This window comes from Stieleria maiorica (assembly GCF_008035925.1).
Classification (GTDB): Bacteria; Planctomycetota; Planctomycetia; order Pirellulales; family Pirellulaceae; genus Stieleria; species Stieleria maiorica.
This window is the reverse complement of the sequence record NZ_CP036264.1, coordinates 6274845-6298089: the sequence shown is the minus strand read 5'-3', so window position 1 is coordinate 6298089 and position 23245 is coordinate 6274845. Positions and strand designations below refer to the sequence as shown.

The following is a 23245-nucleotide window of genomic DNA, read 5'->3' as shown; positions in this document are numbered from 1 at the left end:
CGTGGCGTTTTTCAGCGGACTTGCCAGATTGCCGGTGCGACAGACTTTGGATTCGGTCCTTCCGGTGACGAGTGCAAATCAGCAGGGGGCACAAGCCACACGTCGTGGGTAGCTAGGTTCATCGGCACGCGACTGTTATCACGCCGATGCCTCCAACGCGTGACCTTTGTGCTCAGACCGACGACGGGGCAAGGTCGGTTCACGCCCCCGTCGAGCGCCCTGGTGTTGGGATCAGCCTTCTTTGCCACGCGGTGTTTTGTACCACCTTTGTAACATCCGCCTTCCGCATCTACAGTTCGACTCAAAGCGAGCTTTGTTCAAGTCGGTTCGGTTTTCTGCGCACGTGCTGAACCCACCACAGTCCCATTTTGCATCCTTCAAAGATCTTCAAGAGTTTCTCCATGCGCGTGAATACGTCATTCTCGGTTTTCTGCACTCGAATTACACGCGTGGCCTCCATCGGGCTGCTTGCGGTTTGCTTTGTTGGGGCGGTTGATGCTCACGAAGGACATGATCACGGAAGTCACGATCACTCGGCATCGCAGCTGACCGCGAAAGTCGACCCAGCCGACGCCGCGATGTCCAGCAAATTCCAAATCGGTGAAATCACTTACCGCTGGGAACATCGCGACGATCTCGGCAAACAATCTGACGAGATGATCGCCGCAGCCAAGGGAGGGTTGCACAACAACGCCGATCAAGACCTGAAGTCGGACGAAATTGTCACGGTTGTCAGCGGTTTTGGCTTGGTCGCACTCGATGCGGAACTGAAGGCGTGGAAACGGGTGGAAAACCAAGACCCCAAGTTTGCCGCCGGCATGAACGCCCACGGCGCCGATTGTTTCCTGTTCAATGACGAATCGTTGTGGGCGTTCTCTTCCACCAACACCAGCGAAGTCGTCATCTCAAAACGCGGCGAAGTGCTTGCTGTGCTGACATCGCCCAAGGGCGGTGAATTCGATGATGAACGGATCAACCAGTATTACGCCGACGGCGGAAAATTCGCTCCCTGCGATGTCGTCTTCGCACCCGAAGCTCAATCGTTGATCGTCGTGACCGGATACGCTCCCGGAGATTACGCGTTGACCGCCAAACCTGTCGACGGAACATGGAAGTGGACCGGCGCCGCTTGGGGTGGCAAGACGAACCAGGGCGGCCCCTTTGCCACCGCCCACGGTGTCGAAGTCAGCCGGGTTAATGGAGCCGAAGTCGTCGAAGTCGCATCGCGCGCTCACGGTCGCGTTTATGGATTCAACACCTATGGCGAAATGATCCGGATGCCGGGTGCATCGAAGGAAAACTTCATCCAGCTGCCACCTCGCTCGAATCCGTGCAACCTTTCGCTTCTCGGCGACCAAATGTACTTGCCGTTGCTGAATCCGTTGGCCGACAGCAACGGTGTTGCTCCCGTCTTGATCGTGTCCGAAGGAAAACCGGTCGGGCGGTTGGTGCCTGCCGAATACGAAGGGCTGCAATACATGCATCACATGCACGGATTCTGCGCCGTCGAACGCGATGGAAAATTGTTCGGCATCGCCCTTTCCTGGCCCAATGGAGGCGAGAACCAAAAAGGCAAACGCAACGACGGGCAGATCGCCATTTTCGAAGCGGTCGTTGATCGGTAAGGCCCGTCGTGTCGCCGGCCTCAGGCGACCACAGAATCTGCTGGCAAAATCAGCGGCCGCGTGAATCGTCGACGCGGTCGCCGTCGCGGTCCTCGACTCCCGATAGCGGGTGACCGATGACCGCCTGCCATGCGATCTCGCGAAACTTTCGGTCCAGCTTTGGACCGGGAAATGCATCGTCCCCGCCGAACGCGATCTGATCCTCGATCAATTCCGGAGACCTTCCATACAGCGTTGCGTAGAACACGTAACCTTCTAATCGATCGAAGCCCGGTCCGATGTGCCCCAACTGGTCGCGCCACAACGACCGCTCCTTACCGCCGATCACGCGGTGAATCCCTTCGACGCCCGGCAGTTCGCCCTTCAGATACGACTTGGCCGCCAGCACCATCGCATCGGAGGTCGGCAGGATGAAGACCTTGTCGGGGTATTGCTTGCGCAGCACCTCCACTTGCTGAACGTATTCCGCTCGTCGTTCCGCTCCGAGCCGATCAAAGATCTCCGCGGTGAAAAAGGATTCCGATTCCGGGTTGGTACCGAGCTGATACAACTGTGGCCAAGCGTCGGACAGATAGAATTTCATTTCCGGGTTGTATTTCAAACAGAAGTCGATCCAACAGGAATAATAAACGGGGCGGTCGTTGAAGTACGGCCCCCACATCATCGCATCCCATTTCGCATTGGCGATCGACGCAAGGAGTTTCGGTTGGGGACGACCGTCGAAATCAAAGATCCCGTTCTCTTGTTCCCACTTGTAACGGGTGCTGCCGGTGATGCCGCCACCGGTATGCGTGTAAAGCGGCTGCTTCATCCCGGCCGCTTTGCAAATGACGGGAAACGTGCGATACCCCGGTGCCATGAAACTGTGGCCGGTGCCGACGATCCGCAGCGCCCCGTCATCGGGCTTTTCATACGAAACGACCGCGGGTTGTTTGCCGCCGATCGACTGCTGAAACACCGCTTTGATTTCTTGGGGCGGCAAGTAGCACACGGCGTGTTCGGGAAACCGCTGAAGATCCCAGCCGGGGCTGACCGTGAACTGGCGTGGCGCCCCCTGACGCGAACCGCCGGCACCGCGCCGATCGGTCGCCCCCGAACGCAGTTTCTCGCGGTAACGACTGGCTTCCTCGATCGTCAGCGTGCCGTCGCGATCGGCATCCGCATCGGGAAACCGCTTCAACCAGTTCTCCAACTGCTTCGCCGAAGGAACCGATTGGGCCTGACACGATGGGCCGCTGGTGAACGCGAGGCTGGCGATCAGGAACGCAAGGATTGGGATTCTCATCAGACGTTCACCGGTAATCGAGTCGAGTTGGGACGGAGAGTGAACCGAAATCAGCCCACGGATCGCAAAGCGTACCCACGGATGCAACTGCCTTCGCCAGAGGGTGGTTCCCCGTGTCGTCCACGCTCCGGCGAACGTGTCGCCATCAAAGTGTAGTAGACAATGGTGTGCTGTGCATGCCAGACGCCATGCAAGGCGTGACCTTCTGGTTTACCATGGCAGAGATTCCAGCAATCCTTTTCGAATGCCTTCCCCGCTCCCTCCCCCGCCACCGCCCAGCTCTTGAGCCGATTCATGTACAGAAACCCGTTTGTCCCTGCAATCGTTGTTTGTCTCGCCGTCCTGACGTCCGAGATTTCAATCGGCCGTGCCGACGCCGCGGAACGTCCCAATGTGATCGTCATCATGAGCGACGACCAAGGTGTCGGGGATTACGGGTTCATGGGGAATCCGGTGATCCGAACGCCTGAACTGGATGCCATGCATCGCCGCAGCGGTTTTTTGAGCAAGTTCTACGTCAGCCCCGTGTGCGCCCCCACGCGAGCCTGTTTGATGACCGGTCGATACAACTATCGAACGCGCTGCATCGATACCTACATCGGCCGCGCGATGATGGACAGTGACGAAGTGACGATCGCAGAGTTTTTGAAAGACGCTGGGTATCGCACCGGGATCTACGGCAAATGGCACATGGGTGACAACTACCCGCTGCGAGCGATGGACCAGGGGTTTCAAGACAGTCTGGTGCATCGCGGTGGAGGCATCGGCCAGCCATCGGACCCGATCGGCGCCGAAGGCAAGTACACCGACCCGACGTTGATCAAGAACGGCGAAGAGACTCCGATGGAAGGTTACTGCACGGACATCTTTTTTGATGCCGCGATGGACTTCATCGACCAAAGCGTTCGAGCCGACGAAAGCTTCTTCACCTACATCGCCACCAACGCGCCGCACGGTCCGTTCCATGACGTGCCCGAAGCATTGTACGAAGAGTATCTGAAGGTCGACTTTTCGCCCATCTTGATCAACAAGCTCGATCCGAAGCGTCTGGAACAAGAAAGTGACAAACTGGCGCGGATCGCGGCGATGATCACCAACATCGACGAAAACGTCGGGCGGCTCTTTACAAAGCTCGACACGCTCGGGGTCCGTGAAAACACGATCGTGATCTATTTGAACGACAACGGTCCCAACACGATGCGATACGTCGGCGACATGCGCGGCATGAAATCGCACGTCGACGATGGCGGCATCCGGTCCCCTTTGGTCTTTCACTGGCCCGCCAAGGTGAACGCCGGACGCAGTTCAGACGTCTTGTGCGCACACATCGATCTGCTGCCCACCTTGTTGGATGCCTGCGGCGTCGACGTGCCGGCCGACCACAAGCTTGACGGCAGGAGCTTTCTGCCGTTGCTGACCGGTCAAGCAACCAGCTTGCCGCCGCGTCAGATTGTGCTGCAAACGCACCGGGGCGATCAGCCGCAACCCTACCACCATTTCGCCTTGCATGAAGAACCCTGGAAACTGGTTCACCCGAGTGGTTTCGGGCGGGAAAGTTTCAGCGGCCAGCCCCGGTTGCAGCTCTACGATTTGAGCAAAGATCCGCGCCAGAAAAACAACGTCGCCGATCAATATCCTGAGGTCATGCGGCGACTCAAGCAGGACTACGACGCCTGGTTCCAGGATGTCAGTTCGACACGACCGGATAACTACGCCCCACCCAGGATCGTGATCGGGACCGAACACGAGATGCAGAGCGTGTTGACGCGACAAGATTGGCGTCACACCCAAGGTCGTCCCTGGGCGGGCAATTCCAACGGCGTTTGGTTGCTGGAAGCCCCCGAAGCCGGAGAGTATCAGATCGAATTGATTTTTTCGGGCGGCCACCCGGGCGGCAAAGCCACGATCACGGCGGGAGAGTTGACCGAGACGCTGGCGATTGCCGCAGGAAACCGCCGCGGTCACACCACCGATCTGAAACTCCCGGCGGGAAAGTTGACGCTGGCCGTCGATGTGGTGTTTGAGGGAAAGGTCCAAGGCCCGCACCAAGTGATCTTAACGCGTCGCGACCGCTAGCAGTGAACAGATGTCTGATGCCAGCCCCGCCCCCCGCATCATTCTGCCCTGAATCATTCTGCCATCCCTCTCCAAACTCCCACCGGCATGCCAAGCCATGGCCGGGTGGAGAGGTAAGAAGATTTTTTGGGTAGGAATATGCGCTCGATCGATTGGATGGGGGTTTCCACCTTTACCCCTCCCCAAAAGCAACCAGAATTCGTACGCCGCGCCGCGCAAATTGGTAAACTACTCTCATCCCCGTCGCCCGCTCGACGGCTCCCGCCAGGACCTTCCCCCCAATCTTTTGTGAGCACAAAGATGAACATGAACCGTCCCGAGATGCTTCCCCAAGGACAGCGTGTTGCCCGACGAGATTTCGTCAAACTTGGAGGCGCCGTGGCCGCCGGAGTGGCGACGTCGGGGCTGTTCGATCCACGGTTTGCTCATGCCGCCGAGTCGTCGGCAACATCCGCCGAAACGGTGGTTGCCGAACTCTACACTTCGCTTTCAGACAAACAGAAGAAAGCGATTTGGCGGCCCTTTGACCACAAAGACCGTCGCCGCATCAATGCGAACTGGCACGTCACCAGCGCGGTCATCGGAGACGACCTGTTCTCCGACAAACAACGAACACTGATCGACCAGGTCGTCCGTAACATCACGTCCAAGGACGGCTACGAGCGACTGATCCAACAGATGGACGAAGACGACGGCGGGATGGAAAACTACAGCGTCGCGATCTTCGGAGAACCCGGTACCGATCAATTCCAATTCGAAATGACCGGTCGCCACCTGACGATGCGTGCCGACGGAAACCGAGTCGACAAGGCGGCTTTCGGCGGACCGATCGTCTATGGACACGGCGAAGAAAACCCTTCCGACAACTTGTTCTTCTATCAGACCCAGAAGACCAACGAAGTCTTCCAGGCTCTCGACCCCGGCCAACGGGAGTCGGCACTGCTGAAGAAAGCGCCCAGCGAAACCGCCGTTCAGCTGCAAGGCTCCGGTGGGCGTTTCCCCGGCATCGCGGTCGGCCAGCTCGCCAACGATCAAAAGGAACTCGTCGAATCGACGTTGAAAGTTCTGTTGGCGCCGTACCGTGAAGCGGACGTCGACGAGGTGATGGCGATTCTGAAAGAAAGCGGCGGGCTGGATCAGCTGCACATGGCGTTCTACCAGCAAGAGGACTTGGACGACGACAAAGTCTGGGACATCTGGCGCGTCGAAGGCCCGTCGTTGGTTTGGCACTTCCGCGGCGCACCCCACGTCCATGCCTACATCAACATCGGCGTGAAGTCGTAACGACGCCCCGTCAAACCTGTACGACGTCCCTTCCGGGGCGTCGCGCCGAATTGTACGACGTCCCCTTCCGGGGCGTCGCGCCGAATTGTACGACGTCCCTTCCGGGTCGTCGCATGGAGTCCTCCGGACGACCGCCCGGAAGGGCCGTCGTACTCAAATTCACGGCAGCGTATCAAAGTCAATTTCCGGCCGGTCATCGTCCGTCGACTGTCGCGTAAACGTTTCGCCCGGGCGACCGGTTTCGTCAAAGAAGCCGCAATTGCGCAGAAAGAACTGGTTGCCGTCGGCGCCGCCGGTGAAGTCCAGTCGATGACGACCGCCGCCGGTCGCGTCGACTGAAAACCGCGCCCGCGTGCACTGGTGCCACTGGCCGCTGACGTCTCGCACCCAAACGTTCCCATAGGCCGCCCGCCGACCGATGTGGCCGTGGCTGGGCGAAAAGTTTTCCAGGAAGCAATGAAAACCTGTCAGGTGCGTGTCTGTTTTGGGGCGACGAAAACTCGCGATCAAACGCCACGTCTGTTGGGACTTGTCGCCGAACCAGGACGTGTAGATTGTGTTTCCCATTTCGTCCGGTCGCACCTCGGTCAGAAAACGGTAGGTCGTCCCGGCTTTCCAGGGATAAACCAGAAAGCTCTGTCCGCCAGAACCCTCGTTGCCGAACTCGCCGACTCGCACGTCGGGGCCCTTGGCGAGCATCACGATTTGTTGGTCCGCGGGGATCTCACGCGGGTTGTCTGTTTTGAATGGACTCCACACCGAAAACAGCACACGTCGCTCTTCGGGACCATTGACTTGGATCCCAAAGTAGCCTTCGCCGAACCCGTTGGCCATGAAATAAGATCCGATCGGATCTTGCCCCACCGGGACCGTCAGTTCGCTGTAGGCATATTGCAACGGCCGGTCGCGGGGGACTTCATAGCGCAGATGCACCGATGGACCGCGGCGTCCCCAATAGAACATGTTGCCTGCGTTCGTTTTCACAAAGTCCAATGACAAGCCGTCGGTGTCGGAGGTGACCAGCAAGTCACTGATTTCAATCCTGCCTTCATCCTGCTTACGATCCGCTTGCAGGTCGACACGGACGTATCCCGCTTTGTCCGCTTTGATTCGCCCGATCAGGCATGAAGCGTTTTTCGCCGTCTCGATGCTCGTGCGAAAAACGTCATCGCCGACGCGTGTGACCAACGTACTGGCACCATCAGCGGCGCGTGCTTGCACTGCGATCTTCATCACGGCGGGTCGATCCACGCGGAAGAAGACCGAATAGACGTCCTCGGGATTCGACAAGCCGAGCGTACCACCGCGACGCAATCCCCTGCCGCCGGAATGATTCGCCGTTTGATACGCATTGCCCGCGACCGGAACGGTCCAATCGGCCGCACGCGACGGACCGGATTGGTTGAGGGCAAAGGCGACGGTCAGTGCGAGTGCATGGACAACGCCGACGGAGGTGCGGAGGGTGGATGTCATGAACGGTTCAGCAAGTGGCGAAGTGGACGGCGACGAAACGACCACCACCATAGTCATCGGTTGACTGCCGGAACAGTCGCTCTGGGGAAGGGGGCCTGCCAGCCTCGTGATGCTCGACGATCGAATCCATTGGCTCGGAAACGGCTTGCGCCGCGGTGTATGATCGTGGGCTCCCGCCGATCTTCTTCACGACAGGCTTCACCATGAAACGACCGCTGACCGTCTGGCTCTCATCCGTTCTTTTGGTAGGAATCGCGTTCGGCAACGAACCCGCTTCGTCATCGACAGATGCCACGGGCGATGCGATCCGATTCAAACGACTGGTGCTGAGCGATCGGTACTACTGTGACGGCGTTACATCCGGCGACATTGATGGCGATGGAGATGCGGACGTGGTCGCCGGGCCGTATTGGTACGCGGGCCCAGACTTTCAAGTGGCACACGCGTTCTACCAACCGGTTGCGTTGCCGCCGGCGGAAAGCCCCAGCAACAGCATGTTCAGCTTTGTCGAAGACTTTTCCGGCGACGGCCGCCCCGACATCCTGGTGCTCGGCCGTGTCCACAAACATCAAGCAATCTGGTACGAGAACCCGGGCAAGACGGAGGGGCTTTGGAAAGGGCACGTCGCGTTTCATCGGGTCAAAGGCGAATCGCCCACGCTGGTTGATTTGGACGGTGACGGAGTGTCGCAAGTGATCTGTCACTGGGACGGACGCTGGGGTTCGATTCAACCCGATCCCTCGCGCCCGACGGAGCCTTGGAGATTCATTCCGATCGGTGCCGCCGAAGATTGGCCGCAGTTCTATCACGGCCAAGGCGTCGGCGATGTCAATCGAGACGGCAAGCCGGACCTGATCCTCAACGATGGCTGGTATGAGCAACCGCAATCCGCTGCAGGCGCATCCGACTGGGCGTTTCATCGGGGCCTGTTTTCCAAAGGCCGAGGCGGTGCACAGATGTTTGCCCAGGATGTCGATGGCGATGGCGACCAAGACATCCTGTCGGCGGTCGACGCGCACGGTTGGGGACTGGCGTGGTACGAGCAGGTTGATTCGGAATCCAGCTCTGAATTCAAAGAACATTTGATCATGGGCGACCGATCGGCGATCAACCGGTTCGGGGTCGCGTTCACCCAGCCCCACGCGTTGGCATCGGCCGACATTAATGGAGACGGCTTGCCGGACTTGGTCACCGGAAAACGACGCTGGGCGCATGGTCCTGATGGCGATATCGATCCCGGTGCGCCGCCGGTGGTGTACTGGTTCGAACTGCAACGCCAAAGCGACGGCACGGTGAGATACGTCCCCCACCTGATCGACGACGAATCCGGAGTCGGCGTCCAAATCCTGGCCACCGACCTCAATCAAGACGGCCGCATCGACATCGCCACCGCATCCAAACTGGGCACCTTCGTCTTCCTCCAGCAGTAGGTCACGCTGTACGTGAAGCTCACTCCAGCCACACCCCGGGGACAGACCACGGCGCCGGAATCAGGTCGCCCACGGATGGCAAAGCGTACCCACGGATGGAATGCAGCCCGGGATCCGTGGGGACGCGCTGCCATCCGCGGGCCTATTTTCGGGATTGCACTCTCCGGGGCGCAATTGGTGCCACTCGCAAATGATTTTGAATCGCAGAGTCGCAGAGGACGCAGAGAGAGAAATTGAGTGCATCATCGTCTGCGTTCTCTGCGCCTCTGCGTTTTAATCTCTTCCCCTGCCTGCGTCCCTCACACGCCGATCGGTTGCCACGCATCAATATCCGACGGGGACACGGCACGTTGCAAGCAGACGCCGCGCGGTTTGTGGTAGCAAAACAATCCATGCCATGTCCCCGACCGTGAAAAGCGGGGTCAAAAGATTGAGTGGGCAAGAAATCAGCAACGAACCGGCACCATTTTTTGACCAACCCATTTTTTGACCACCTCTCCCTCCAAGTCACGCCACCGGGGACAGACCCCAGCACGGGAATCAAGATTAGCCCACGGATGGCAAGGCGTACCCACGGATGGAATGCAGCCGGGGATCCGTGGGGACACGCTGCCATCCGTGGGCCTTTTCTCGGTATTGCACTCTTCGGGGACACGGCACGATTCAAGCGGACACCTCGCCCGTTTTGCCAGCAAAATGATAGTGCCGTGTCCCCGGTGGGGATTGGCGGGGGACAGACCCCGGTGGGAATCGGGGTGGGCGTGTGATGCACAGCATCACCTACGGCGCGGGCAAGGTGTTTGGAGAGGACCTTGCGATCCGGGCGGATGGTGGACGGTTTGCAAGGTGGCGAGGGGCCTTCATGCTGGTGGGCATGAACTGGATCCTATTGAGCATCGTCTCGGCGACCTTATTGGGGGCGTACGACGCCGCGAAGAAATGGTCGGTCCAGGGGAACGCCGTTCCGGTCGTGTTGCTGACCACCGTCTCGATCGGCGCGGTGCTGTATTCGCCGCTGGTGATCTGGTCGACGTTCTGGGCGGAGACGATCCCATTGGATCGGTTGGTGGTCCGCTCGCTGAGCTGGAAAGAGCATGGATTGATCGCAGCGAAAAGCGTGCTGGTCGGGGCGTCGTGGACGTTCGCGTTTTCGGCGTTGAAGCATTTGCCGCTTTCGATCGGGGCGCCGATCCGCGCCACCAGCCCGTTTTGGACCATTCTGATCGCCATCCTGTTCTTCGGTGAACGGCCGACGCCGATGCAGTGGCTGGGGATCGCCGTGGTGCTGATCGGATTCTGGCGATTCACCTTGGTCGGCCGTCGCGAGGGCATTCGTTTCACGCGGGACCGCTGGGTCGCGTTGATGATGGCGGCGACCTTGCTGGGGGCGTGCAGTTCGATCTACGACAAGTGGCTGTTGCAGCGTGCGGGATTCGATCCGGTCACGATGCAGGCTTGGTTCACGATTGATTTGGTGCCCGTGATGGTCCCGCTGGCACTGTGGTGGTATCGGTTCGATGCGCCGAGGGGTTCGCTGCAGGATGGGGGCACTGCGGGTGAAATCGGCGGGCGTCCGGCACAGCCATTTCGGTGGCGTTGGAGCATCGCGTTGGTCAGTCCGCTGCTGATTTTGGCCGACTGGTTCTACTTCGTGGCGCTCTCCGATCCGACAGCCCTGGTTTCAGTCGTCTCGGTCGTCCGCCGCAGCAGCGTGGTGATCGCACTCGGTTTCGGGGCCAAAGCGCTCAGCGAGGCCAATTTTCGGGCCAAATCCCTGTGTGTGGGCGTCATCTTGCTGGGTGTGGTCCTGCTGACCTGGAACAGTTGACCTGCACCGCTGACCTGGCACGGCGAAAGCGGCGACTTCGGCGCGGTGGTTTTCAGGCGTCGCTGGTGCACGTATGCTAGTGCAATTGTATTGGAACGACTTTTGCTGCGATTCTTCCAACGGGTTTGACCGAGGCGGGCGGTAGGACACCGTCGCAAACGTCCCATGAGCGAGTTTCTGCTTTATTACAAGCGGCCGGACCCGACGACCTGGGTCTATCTTTCATCGTTCCTGACGATCGGGCTGTACTTTGTCTTTCACCGGTTCTGGAGCATCCGCAACCTGGACATCGTGCTGCTGATCCTGCTTGCGCCGGGATTGCTGATGGTTCATGAGGGCCGTCGGCGTCACCTGCGGGAAATGGAATCTGGGGAGATCGCGACGCGGGGTCAAACCGATCCGGAGATCGAATCGGCCCGCCCCCGCCACATCGTCCCCTCGCCGCTGCGGGAACAAGACTCCTCCGATTCGGCAGATCGGCCGATCAGCGCGGATTCGGCTTCGGTCTTGGTCACGGTCAACGTCATGCAGGAGGCCGACACGGAATCCGCAGGCCAAACCAACAGCGTCCCGCCGACGATTCATGAAGAAACGAACCTGCCGTTGGTAACGGAACGGCATGCGCTCGATGAGCGTTTGGAAGCCACGTCGTTGGACCCCGACCAAACCGAAACCGATGCCGAGCAATCGGCCAAGCAACTCCAGCGACGCGGCTTCATCCTGCTGTTCGCGGTCGAGATGCTGATACTGATTCGATTGATGATCGACCCACTGATGGTGCGGCGCCCGTTATTGGATCCGAACTTGACGGTCGGCGGGCTGTATTTCATCAGCATCTGTCTGTTCATCTTCATGATGGTGAACGTCGCGACCAGCACGCCGCGGATGGGCGTGTGGCAGGGCCCGGAGCTGGGCCCGGGTTACGCGTTGATGCATCGGTTGCCGACGATCACGACCCGCCCGGTCAGCCAGGCGCTGGGCGGGGAAGAGGAACCGACGGCCGATGAGTTGGACCAGAGTCGACGGAGCTGGACGATTCTGGCGAAGGTGCTGGCCATTTCGGCGCACTTGGCGATCATTGTCGGTGTGGTGTTGATCGGGAATCGTCATTTCGGCAACTTGCGCAGCGGTGTCGGTTGCGCATTGTTGTATTTGATCCTGCCGTACACGGCCCAGATGACCGGGCGTGTCGACCACGCGTTGCCGGCGGCGCTGCTGTTGTGGGCGGTGCTCAGTTATCGCCGTCCGGTGATCGCCGGCGTCTTTTTGGGGCTGGCGGCCGGCTTGGTTTATTATCCGTTGTTCTTGTTGCCGCTGTGGTGCAGCTTTTACTGGCAGCGCGGGGTGCGGCGGTTCGCCGTCGGTGTGATCGTGACCTTGGCGATTCTGGGCGTCTTGCTGACATTCGGGGGAACCGATTCGCTGGTGGACCATCTGCGTCGCATGTTTGGACTGTTTCTGCCGACGAAGGAGCCACGGGGCATTTGGGGGCTGGGCTGGGATCCGCGCTGGCGTCTGCCGGTGATCGTGGCTTTCGGGATCCTCTGCACGCTGTTTGCCGCTTGGCCGTCGCCGAAAAACCTGGGCACCTTGATCGGGTGTTCGGCCGCGGTGATGGTCGCCGTTCAGTTTTGGCACGGATACGGCGGGGGGCTGTACATCGCGTGGTTCTTGCCACTACTGTTGCTGACCATCTTCCGTCCCAATTTGCAGGATCGGGTTGCGTTGAAGGTTGTCCAGCGGGGGCGATCGGAATTGGCGCGACAAACGAGCACCGGTGGCGGAATCCAGACGGTCTAGGAACAGCAAGCAGCGAACATGGTTGATTCTCCCCCAAGGCCGGCGGTGGCAGAGCCCGCCGCGGATCGCTACCAACACCTGCTCGACGCGTCGACGCAGCGGCTGGAGCAGCTACGCCGCCGGGACGCGGCCTTTGCGACGATCCGATTGGTGTTGTTCGGGGCCGCGGTGGCGGTGCTGGCGTTCACGTTTTTTGCCAAACTCGGGACGGGCGGGTGGATCGTCGGCTTCTCGCTGCTCGGCGGCTTCCTGGTCGCGGCGATTCTGAACGAACCGATTCGCGACGCGATGGCGGAGCAACAGCGAGCGCGCAAGGTCACCGAACGCCTGATGGCGCGGATTCATCGGGACTGGGATGCGTTGGACTGGAAAACCTCGCGCGGGAAACTGAAAACCGTCCAGCTGGAAGAACACCAAAAGGATGTCGCCGACGATCTGGATCTGCTGGGCAAAAGTTCGCTTTTCCAATTCGTTTCGATGGCGGGGACGACGATCGGGGTCCGCACGTTGGCCCATTGGTTGACCGGGGTGGCGGACGCCGATGTTGCACGCGGGCGTAGCGATGCGGTCCGTCGGTTGGCGCCACGCCGCGAGGAGCGTTTTCGGTTTTATTCCCTGGCCGCGCACGTCGGCGACGGCAGTGGCGATCCCGATGAGTTCATTCGCTGGTCACAGGGAGATTCCTGGCTGGAAAAAAACGGCTGGTTGTCGTTGTGGGCCAACCTCTCGGCCGGCCTGGCGACCCTGTCGCTGATGGTACTGATCGCTTCACGGCTGGGCGTCGTGCCGACCAACGTCGCCCAGATCGCCTTGGGGCTGGCGGCTGTGTTGGTGGTGGTCAACGTCTTGATCACGACCGTGATGCTGGGGCCGGTGCATCAAATCTTTTCGGTCGCGATGGCCAGCCGCCAATCGGTCGACGAGTATCGTGAACTGTTTGCCGCCGCGGCCTGGCTGGAAAGCGATGAAACAGCCCCGGACAATCGCCTGGATCATCTTCATCGCGTGCTGCTGGATGACCCGCGGCATTCGGCACAGATCGGCATGAACGCTCTGGCGCGGGTCGCATCACAGGGGTCCCTGCGGACTTCGGCAGCGACTTTTTTGTTGTACCTGCCGCTACAAGCGTTTGCGTTGTGGGATATTCGTGTCCTGAAAAAGCTGGAGGCCTGGCAGAACACGTTCTCCGCATCCGTGCCGGGCTGGTTCGATGCATTTGGTGAACTGGAAGCGTTGATGTCGTTGGCTGCGGTTTGCGACGAGAACCCGTCCTGGGTCTTTCCGGACTGGATCGACACCGATGCCGATCGGATTCAAACGGCGAAGTTGACGTCGGTCGCGTTGGGGCATCCGCTGCTCAGCGACCGTGATCGCGTCTGCAACGACGTGACGATCGGACCGGCCGGAACAGTGTTATTGGTCACCGGCAGCAATATGTCGGGCAAGAGCACGATGTTGCGGAGCGTCGGGTTGAACGTGGCGTTGGCCGGGGCGGGGGCGCCGGTCTGCGCGACCCGTCTGAGCTTGCCGTCGACGGAATTGGCCACCAGCATTCGTGTCCGTGACAACCTTGCCGAAGGCGTCTCGTTCTACATGGCCGAATTGCATCGGTTGAAAGGGGTGGTCGATCGCGCTCGTGCGCTGGCGTCCAATCCGCGTTGCATTTCGTTGTTCCTGCTCGATGAGATCTTACAGGGCACCAATTCTCGTGAACGCTTGATCGCGGTCACCCAGGTCTTGCGGCATTTGATCGAGTGCGGTGCGATCGGGGCGATCAGCACGCACGACCTGGAACTGGCCGATGAACCGGAATTGCAGGCGGTATCACAGATCGTGCACTTCCGCGAGACGATCACTCCCGACGCCTCGGGCAACGAGCAAATGACGTTCGACTATCAGATGCATTCCGGCGTCAGCCCGACCACCAATGCACTGCGGCTGTTGGAGATTGTCGGGTTGGGATAATCGCGCGGTCGCCGGCGTGGCGCTCGGTGGAAGCGCTGCGACCAATAGGACGAATCGGACATTAGGACCTATCTGCCCTAATGTTCCTATGGGTCCCCTGAGGCGACGGCGCTGTTCCGCCGCGAGGCCGGATGCGGCCGACTCTGATGGGGCGATTGGGATGGCGCGGAAATCGGGCACCGACCGCCTATTCTCTCCGCAACCTGCGTGAACGGGTCGGAGCACCCTACGCCAACGGCCGTCTTAACGGAGCGTTCGGCACCGCTAACCGCCTCGCCCGGTAGCACAGGCATCCACAGCTTGGCGGCCGTCGAAATGGGGTTGGGCCCCGGTACGCGACGTGCGTTGGTGCTTTGGCGACACGAAAAGAGTCGTGTCCCTGTATCAATCGAATCGCGTCGAATCGCTCCTCGGCCACCCAGGCGAACCGTCTGTGCAGCGTGCGTTGTTCGAATCTCATGGATGGCTGTTGGTTGATTTCCCCCATTCTCGCAGCGCCTGACGATCAAGGTTTTTCATGAGCACCGCATTCGCAACTCCCACCGACACCACATCTTCCAAAGGCGCAGCAGCGGGCAGTCCGAGCGGCGGCGGCAGCTCGACGCCGCGGCGGACCGCCGTGGCATCGGTCATCAATCGGATTTCGAGCCAGCAAACGATCGAGTTCGTTGACGTTCCGGCCCAGGACTACTACAGCACGAACGTGTTCACCAAGTCGGTGATGAAGGATCGTTTGCCGAAAACGGTGTTCAAGTCACTGGTCCGAACGATCGACGCGGGCGAGAAACTGGATCCGGAGATCGCCGACATCGTGGCCTCGGCGATCAAGGATTGGGCGATGGAAAAAGGTGCGACACACTATGCCCACGTCTTTTATCCGCTGACCGGCGCGACGGCAGAGAAGCACGACAGCTTTCTATCGCCGACCTCCGACGGCGGCACGCTTTCGGAATTCAGCGGCAAGCAACTTTGTCAGGGCGAACCCGACGGATCGAGTTTTCCCAGCGGCGGGATTCGCGTCACGTCTCAGGCCCGCGGGTACACGATTTGGGATGTCACCAGCCCGGCCTACATTTTGGAGAACCCCAACGGGACGACGTTGTGCATTCCGACGGCGTTCGTTTCGTGGACCGGCGAAGCGCTCGACAAAAAGACGCCCGTGTTGCGTTCCATGCAAGCGCTCAATAAACAGGCACAGCGAATCCTGAACATCTTTGGTCATGAAGACGGCGCGTTTGTGGCGTCGACCGCGGGACCGGAACAAGAGTACTTCCTGGTCGACCGAAATTTCTACTATGCCCGTCCCGATTTGCTGACCGCCGGGCGGACGCTGTTCGGTGCCAAGCCGCCCAAGGGGCAGGAGTTTGACGATCACTATTTCGGTGCGATTCCCGAACGCGTGTTGGCGTTCATGTGCGAGGCCGAGCGTGAACTGTTCAAACTGGGGATTCCCGTCAAGACACGTCACAACGAGGTCGCGCCGGGGCAGTTTGAGGTTGCACCGGTGTTTGAATCGGCCAATGTCGCGGCCGACCACCAACAGTTGATGATGTTGACGTTGCGCAAGACGGCCGAGAAATATGGCATGGCGTGCTTGCTGCATGAAAAACCGTTTGCCGGAGTGAACGGTTCGGGAAAGCACGTCAATTGGTCGCTGGGCAGTTCTTCGCAGGGAAACCTGCTGGACCCGGGCGACACGCCTCATGAAAACGCCCAGTTCCTGGTGTTCTGCGCCGCCGTCATCCGCGCCGTCTACAAGCACCAGGGATTGCTGCGTGCCGTTGTCGCCAGCGCGGGGAACGACCATCGTCTCGGTGCCAATGAAGCCCCGCCGGCGATCATCTCGATCTTCCTGGGCGATCAGTTGGCCGACGTGTTTGAACAGATCAAAGCCGGTGGTGCCAGCAGTTCGCTGCCGTCGGGGACGTTGGAGGTAGGCGTGGATGTGTTGCCGCCGCTACCCAAGGACGCCGGGGACCGCAACCGCACCAGTCCGTTTGCCTTTACCGGAAACCGATTCGAGTTCCGTGCGGTCGGATCGAATCAATCGATTTCCGGTCCGCTGGTCGCGATGAACACGATCATCGCGGAATCGATCGACTACTGTGCGACGAAGATTGAAGAATCGATCGCGTCCGATCCCGATGGGCTGAACGCCGCCATCCAGTCGTTGCTCTCGGAAGTCATCACCGAGTGTTCTCCGGTCATCTTCAACGGCGATGGATACTCCGAGGAATGGCATAAGGAAGCCGAAAAACGCGGACTGTTGAATTTGAAAACGACCGCCGACGCGCTGCCGCAACTGGCGACGCCGGAAACCATCGAGATGTTTGCCAATTACGGCGTGCTGTCCGAACGCGAGCTCGAAAGCCGATTGGAAACGTATCAAGAACAGTACTGCATGACGGTCAGCGTCGAAGCCAGTGTGGCCCTCTCGCTTGCCCGGACCATGATCTTCCCCGCAGCGATCCGGTACCAGAACGAACTGGCATCGACCTGTGCCAACCTGAAGGCCGTCGGCTATGAATTCGACACCGACACGCTGGATTCGATGACCGCCCTGGTCAAATCGCTGCAAGACGGAATCGCAACGCTGGAGCATGCGATCAACGATGTGTCGGCGACCACGCCGGACGAAGAGTGCCGTCACTGCTGCGACGCGATTCTGCCGTCGATGTTGGCCCTTCGCGAAACCGTCGACAAGCTGGAGGAGGTGGTCGCCGATGATATCTGGCCGCTGCCGACGTACCAGGAAATGCTGTTCATTAAGTGAGGCACTTGGCAAGGTCGCCGGATAGCGGATCATCCGTAGTGTGGTACGGGGGCATTCGCTATCCGGTCGGCCTGTCTTGATCGGGTCCGTCTTGATCGGGCCCGCCAGCCGCGACATTCGGGGATAGGTTTCCACCCTGTCGGATTCGGGAACGACAGGGTCGGGAGCCTATCCCATTTTTATTCTCTCGGCGCTTCTTTTGCGCACCGGCTTTACTTCTGGGAATCGTGACTAGGATAGGAGGTTGCTCGGGACCGGACGCCCAATGGCACCTACGTTATGAGCCGACGGCGCTAGCCGCGGGCCTTGGATTGCCCTACGGGTTGTAAGGCCCGAGGCTAGCGTCTGCGGCTTGTAAGGCCCGAGGCTAGCGCCTACGGCTCAGTTTGTGATCGAAAGTAGGTGGCATTGACCGGACGTCCCTGAGTCCCACCCACGCCCCCCCCGATGAAGTTAAGACCGATGAGAATTACCGTAACCGCAACCCTTGCACTGGCCACACTGCTGCTGATCCCCGATGCGTCGACCCATTGTGCCGCGGGCAACTGCGGTGGTCCGCTCGCCCGCCTCTTGCACCGCCCGTCCAAATCCGCATGTGCGCCCGTCTCGCGATGCGGCACGTCGATGGATCAGCCCAGCCAATTGAACATCATGCTGACGACCGAGCTGGTCGCATTGCGGGAGCAGCTGGAAGAGATGAAAGCGGCAGCGGCTGAAAAAGACCAGGCACTGGAGGCGTCTGAGGCATTGGTCACGGAGTTGCAGGGCACGCTGTCCGAGCAAGAGACAAAGCTGGCCGAGCAAGCGGAACAGCTGGCCGAGCAAACCAAACGTGCCGACGAGCTCACCAAGGAACTGGCCAAGGTCCGCGAGGAGGCGGCGAAAGCCAAGAAAGTCGCCGAGCAGAACGCCGCAGAATCGCAGCAGCAGATCGCACAGGCCCAAAAAGAAAATGCGAATCTGAAAAAACGCGTGCAAACGGCCAACGGCGAGCTGAAGGCCGCCCAAGAGGCGCTGGCGAAAGAGAAACAGGAGCGTGAAGAGGAGCGACGTCAGAATCAGGGCGCCGCGCCGGAGCCGCAACCGGCAGCGGTCAAAGAGGAAAACGCCGCCGATGATACCGCCGCCGACGCAACCCCAGAGGGTGGCGAAGCGACCGAGGAGTGACTCGGCCGGTGAGGCGATGCTTACAGTGCTCTTCAAGTACGACGGCCCTTCCGGGCCGTCGCCGCTAGGCTTTGTCCCTCACCCCGTAGCGGAAGCCGCCAAGGCTTTCGTCTCGCAGCGGTTCACACGGGAAAAGCCGAAATTCTTGGCGAATTCCGCTACCACATACGACCCTTGCCGGGTTTAGCGACAAAGCCTAGCACCAACGGTAGCTCGGACTCACTACGTCGGCAGCCCGAAGTAGGCCTTGGCCTTGATCACTGCGGCGACCGATGTCGGCACCTTGTCTTCCCAGGACGGGTCGCCTTTTTTGATCTGTGCCAACACGTCGCGTGAGAAAATCTTCAGGCACGCGGGATCGAAGTTGTCCAGATTGATGATGTCGCCCCGATTGCGAATGTACTCGTACAACTGCTGCAGTTCGGGTTTGGTTTTAAAGTTCTCCGACGTCTCCAGTTCGCCGGTCTCGCGATCTTCCATCGGGTAACAAAAGATCTTCAAGTCGTTCTTGAACAGTCTGCCGAACGATTCGAGCACCCCGCCTTGCAGTTTGGTGTAGTACTGGTCATCGAACAGATCCTTCATGCTGGACGCGCCCATCGTGATCGCGACCGGCTCTTTGGTGAAACCGCACAAGTAGGCCGCCAGGCGGTAGTACTGGAAGTAATCAGAGATCAGCACGGGCATGCCGCAGGCGGCGATGACATCGGCCCGGGCCAGGAAATCGCGGAGGTCGATTTCGCCGGAGGACTTCAAGTTATTCATCGTGATTTCCATCACCTGGGCAATTTCCTTGCCCTCCACACTCGGCAGTGCCGAGAATTTTTCGTGGGCACAACGCAACATGTCCAGGTTGACGTTGCACACCGGTCGAAAACTGCCCCGTTCGACCAGGATCGACTTGCGATAGAAGAATTCGGACGGCTGCAGCACGTCGCCGTCGGCGGCAAACATCGCGGCGCCGCTGAGCCCCAATTCGACCAGCTTCAGACTCATCAAGCGATTGTCGACGTGTCGAAAGGCGATCCCGGAAAACTCGATCATGTCGATCTCGATCCGCGACGTCGACAATCCGTCCAGCAAGGAATCGACCAACAGCTCCGGTTCGTGGTTGAGCGCGGCGGCACCATAGACCAGATTGACGCCGACGATCCCGAGTGCCTCCTGCTGCAACGCGGCTTCGTTGTCCAACATTCGAACGTGGATGATGATCTGGCTGTCTTCGTCACGCGGATGCGCCTGGAACTTGATCCCCATCCAGCCGTGGCATTGATTGGTGCCGTGGAAATTGCGGGCCGAAACCGTGTCGGCGAATGCAAAAAAGGCCGTCGTGTCGCCTCGGGTCTCGCGCAGTCGATCCAAGTTGAGCGCGTGTTCATAGTCCAACATCGCTTGCAACCGCTCGCGGCAAACGTAGCGTGACGCCCGGCCGTAGATCGCATCGCTGACCTTCATGTCATAGGCCGACATGCTCTTGGCGATCGTCCCCGCGGCCGCCCCGACGCGAAAGAACCAACGGACGACTTCCTGGCCGGCACCGATCTCGGCGAACGTTCCGTAACGACGCGAATCCAGGTTCACATCGAGCGCCTTCTGACGCGTGCTCAGGGTTTCCACCGAGGTCCGAACAGGGTACGAGCGTGGCATGAAATCTTCTGAAAACTGGAGGAGCGAACTTCGTGCATGACGCCCGAAGTCTACTCGATTCGCATTCCGCGATTGGGACGGGTCCGACGTTGGTCATTCGTCGGCCGTTAGGAGTGATTAAGGGACGGTCCGGCGGGATCGTCACCCTGGAAGATTTCATGGAGCCGCCGACCATCGCATCAAGCCACTCAGCGATCGTCCGTTTCGTGGATTCGTCATCGCTTCCGATCGACTTCCCCGAAAGATTCCCGTGTGACTTTGACGGATCGGACCGAAGTTTCCGATGCTTCTTCGACCGTGAATCGGTAGCCGCCTGCGACGACGGAATCACCCGGTTTGGCCAGATGCCGCAACCGAGCGACCAGCATGCCACCGACCGAATGGAACTCGGTGGCGGGCAGATCCAATCCCAAGATGTCGTTCACCTCGTGGATGGCCAGCCTGCCGTCCATCAGGTAGCTGTCATCGGGTAGCGGTTGACATTTGCGGGCTTGCCGTGATGTCTGTTCGGCAGATTCGTATCCGACATCGATGTCCCCGACGACTGTCTCGACGACATCTTCCATGGTGATCATGCCGATGGTCGAACCGTATTCGTCGACCACGATCGCCATTTTGTCTTCGCGATCGCGGAGCGTGGCCAGCATTTCTTCAAGCGGGTCGTGTGGGGAGACGTATTGGGCGGGTTTGATGTGGTCGGAAAGAGGTTTTGCCAGGGTGTCCGGGTCGAGTAGGTCCCACGCGGAAAGGGTCACGATTCCGACGACGTTGTTGGTGTCGCCCTGATAGGCGGGCAACCGATGGAAGCCGCGGCGGCGGACCAGCTGAACGGCATCGGCGGTCGTTTTTTCGTTGTCGATCGCCACCATGTCAGCCACGGGGATCATTTGCTGGCCGACGGTCGTTTCGGAAAAGCGAATCGCGCGTTCGATTCGGAATCGGTCGAAGACGGTTGTGTCCGAGGCCCGGTCGGCCATTTCAATGATGCTGCGAAGTTGATCGCGTGTGATAAACAGATGGTGCGAGGTCGCGCCGCCGCCGGCAAGCCATGCGGCGCCACGTGCGATTTTCGAAAACACATAAACGATCGGCGCAAAGATCCAGGCAAACGCATTGAGGGGAAAGACGACGACCGGCGCGATCCGGTCGGATTCCTGTTGATAAATGCTCTTGGGGACGATCTCGCCGAGGATCAGCAGCAGCGGCGTGAAGAACACGAACGCATACAGGTCCCCCCATCGATTTCCGAAAAAGTGGATGAACATCAACGTCCCCAGCGTGGTCAGCACGACCGTTGAGATGTTGGTCCCGATCAGCGTCGTCGTCAGTAGTTTTTCGGGCCGTTTGAACAACTGCACCACGCGGTGCGCGCCGCGGTTGCCCTGCTTGGCCCGATGGGACAGTTTGATCTTGTCGGCGTTGACCAGGGCGATTTCCGATCCGGAGAAAAACCCTTTTAGCAACAGCATCAGGATCATCACCGGGATGATCCAGGCGAGGTCCATCGTGCTCATTCGGTTGCTCCTGTCGCAGGTACCTCGGGGGCCGCTTCGGAGCGGCAGACACGGACGCGGGCGATTCGGTGCGAATCCATTTCCAGCACGTTGATGGCGACGCCATCAACGACCACTTGGTCGCCGACGCAGGGCAGTCGATCGATGTGCCGAAACGCGACACCGCCGATCGTGGTCATGCGGGGATCGTGAAGATCAAAATTGGTCACGCGGTCAAGTTCACCCAGTTTCGTGTCACCGGGGCACTCGTATGTCCCCGGACCGATTTGGATGATTCGCTGCGGGGCGTGTGTTCGGTGTGTCAGCGAACCGAAAATGGAACGCAGCACGTCGTTGACGGTGATGAATCCGGCGACGCCACCGAACTCGTTCAACACCGCCGCGGCGCTGGCTTTGCTTTTGACAAAGAAGTCGAACATTTCATCGACCGTCTTCGTCAACGGCACGACAATCGGCGGGCGGACCATGTCCTCCAGCTTCAACGTCGAAAAATCGGCCCCGTCCAGATGCAGCCGAACCACGTCCTCTTCGTGCAGGAACCCGATCAGGTTGTCGCGGTGTTGGCGATACACCGGGACGCGGGAATGACGCTTTTGGCGAAATTGTTTGATCACCTCCGCCACCCCCAGATCGGCATTCAAGAAAAACGTGCTGGTACGAGGCGTCATGATTTTGACGATCTCGGTGGCGCCGGCGGACAACAGATTGTTGACCAGTGTCCGCGCGGTGACGTTCAGCTTGCCCGTTTCGGCCACGTCTTCGATCACGCTGCGGAATTCATCGATCTGCAGGATGTTGGATGCTTCGCGTTGCGGTCCGACGATCCAGGTCGTGATGCGGTCGGAGATGATACGCACCAGCCAGCGGACCGGCCCGATCACCCGCACCCAGCGCCAAAGCGGGCCGGCGATCAGCCCTGCACTGATCCGTCGCGGATTGGTCACAGCAATGGTTTTGGGCGTCACTTCGCCGACCAATAGCAACAACGGGAACATCACCAGCACGGAAATCCAGCCGGCTTTGGCTTGGCCGTAAAGGGCGACCAGAATCCCGGTCATGTTGGCCACGGCAGCGATGTTGACCAGTTCATTGCCGCACAGGATCGAAACGATCAAGCGTCTCGGTTCGTCCAGCAGCGCCTGCAGCTTTTCGGCGTGCCGATGGCGTGTTTGACGCAATTGCTGGAAATCCACGTGCGAGAGCGAAAACAACGCGGTCTCGGAACCGGAAAAGAACGCGGACCCGCACAGCAACAGCAACTGAATCAGGTAGCGCAGCAGCATGTCCGTCTGGAAGACTTGCGAGGTGTCCACGGCGAAGTAGTCGACGATCGCGTGCCAGGAGGTGATGGCGGAGTTCAGTGCGAGCATGGTTTGTC

At 59.7% G+C, this 23245-nt stretch carries 14 protein-coding genes; 9 read left to right on the top strand and 5 right to left on the bottom strand.

Annotation, left to right across the window (positions count from 1 at the left end):
- Positions 1 to 578 precede the first annotated feature (578 nt).
- Positions 579 to 1625 carry a hypothetical protein gene (locus Mal15_RS21405; protein ID WP_315854272.1) on the top strand — a complete coding sequence of 349 codons (1047 nt, stop codon included), beginning with the start codon at positions 579 to 581 and terminating at the stop codon, positions 1623 to 1625.
- Positions 1626 to 1674: 49 nt separating this feature from the next.
- Here the strand turns inward: Mal15_RS21405 and Mal15_RS21400 are convergent, their stop codons facing one another.
- The gene (locus tag Mal15_RS21400) at positions 1675 to 2910 is read right to left on the bottom strand and encodes a hypothetical protein (protein ID WP_233902938.1); all 1236 of its coding nucleotides are present in this window, start codon (positions 2908 to 2910) and stop codon (positions 1675 to 1677) included.
- 294 nt (positions 2911 to 3204) lie between these two features.
- On the opposite strand from Mal15_RS21400, the gene Mal15_RS21395 reads away from it, so the two are divergent.
- Positions 3205 to 4986 carry an arylsulfatase gene (locus tag Mal15_RS21395; protein WP_147869635.1) on the top strand — a complete coding sequence of 594 codons (1782 nt, stop codon included), beginning with the start codon at positions 3205 to 3207 and terminating at the stop codon, positions 4984 to 4986.
- 306 nt (positions 4987 to 5292) lie between these two features.
- Positions 5293 to 6270 (top strand): DUF3500 domain-containing protein, encoded by a 978-nt coding sequence (locus tag Mal15_RS21390; protein ID WP_233902937.1) that lies wholly within the window; start codon positions 5293 to 5295, stop codon positions 6268 to 6270.
- 159 nt (positions 6271 to 6429) lie between these two features.
- Here Mal15_RS21390 and Mal15_RS21385 read toward each other — a convergent pair whose 3' ends face one another.
- Positions 6430 to 7743, bottom strand: coding sequence for a DUF3472 domain-containing protein (locus tag Mal15_RS21385; RefSeq protein ID WP_147869633.1), 1314 nt, complete (start codon positions 7741 to 7743; stop codon positions 6430 to 6432).
- A 203-nt stretch (positions 7744 to 7946) separates the two neighbouring features.
- On the opposite strand from Mal15_RS21385, the gene Mal15_RS21380 reads away from it, so the two are divergent.
- The 6 genes from Mal15_RS21380 (at position 7947) to Mal15_RS21355 (ending at position 18706) form a co-directional block, all read left to right on the top strand.
- Complete coding sequence (locus Mal15_RS21380; protein ID WP_147869632.1) at positions 7947 to 9173, top strand: FG-GAP repeat domain-containing protein; 1227 nt, start codon at positions 7947 to 7949, stop codon at positions 9171 to 9173.
- Positions 9174 to 9939: 766 nt separating this feature from the next.
- Positions 9940 to 11001 (top strand): EamA family transporter, encoded by a 1062-nt coding sequence (locus Mal15_RS21375; RefSeq protein ID WP_233902936.1) that lies wholly within the window; start codon positions 9940 to 9942, stop codon positions 10999 to 11001.
- Between the two features lie 165 nt (positions 11002 to 11166).
- Complete coding sequence (locus Mal15_RS21370) at positions 11167 to 12801, top strand: glycosyltransferase family 87 protein (RefSeq protein ID WP_147869631.1); 1635 nt, start codon at positions 11167 to 11169, stop codon at positions 12799 to 12801.
- Between the two features lie 45 nt (positions 12802 to 12846).
- Complete coding sequence (locus Mal15_RS21365; RefSeq protein ID WP_233902935.1) at positions 12847 to 14766, top strand: MutS family DNA mismatch repair protein; 1920 nt, start codon at positions 12847 to 12849, stop codon at positions 14764 to 14766.
- A 517-nt stretch (positions 14767 to 15283) separates the two neighbouring features.
- Positions 15284 to 17539: a glutamine synthetase III family protein gene (locus Mal15_RS21360; protein WP_147869629.1), complete on the top strand. Its 2256-nt coding sequence runs from the start codon at positions 15284 to 15286 to the stop codon at positions 17537 to 17539.
- Between the two features lie 462 nt (positions 17540 to 18001).
- Entirely contained in the window at positions 18002 to 18706 is a 705-nt protein-coding gene (locus tag Mal15_RS21355) for a hypothetical protein (protein ID WP_147869628.1), read from the top strand.
- Positions 18707 to 18928: 222 nt separating this feature from the next.
- Here Mal15_RS21355 and Mal15_RS21350 read toward each other — a convergent pair whose 3' ends face one another.
- The 3 genes from Mal15_RS21350 to Mal15_RS21340 all read right to left on the bottom strand — a co-directional run bounded on the left by Mal15_RS21350 (position 18929) and on the right by Mal15_RS21340 (position 23237).
- Complete coding sequence (locus Mal15_RS21350; RefSeq protein ID WP_147869627.1) at positions 18929 to 20353, bottom strand: TonB-dependent receptor; 1425 nt, start codon at positions 20351 to 20353, stop codon at positions 18929 to 18931.
- 215 nt (positions 20354 to 20568) lie between these two features.
- On the bottom strand, positions 20569 to 21867 hold the full coding sequence (locus Mal15_RS21345; protein ID WP_147869626.1) for a hemolysin family protein: 1299 nt from the start codon (positions 21865 to 21867) through the stop codon (positions 20569 to 20571).
- Entirely contained in the window at positions 21864 to 23237 is a 1374-nt protein-coding gene (locus Mal15_RS21340; RefSeq protein ID WP_147869625.1) for a hemolysin family protein, read from the bottom strand. The genes Mal15_RS21345 and Mal15_RS21340 overlap by 4 nt, the downstream gene beginning before the upstream one ends.
- Between the last annotated feature and the right edge of the window lie 8 nt (positions 23238 to 23245).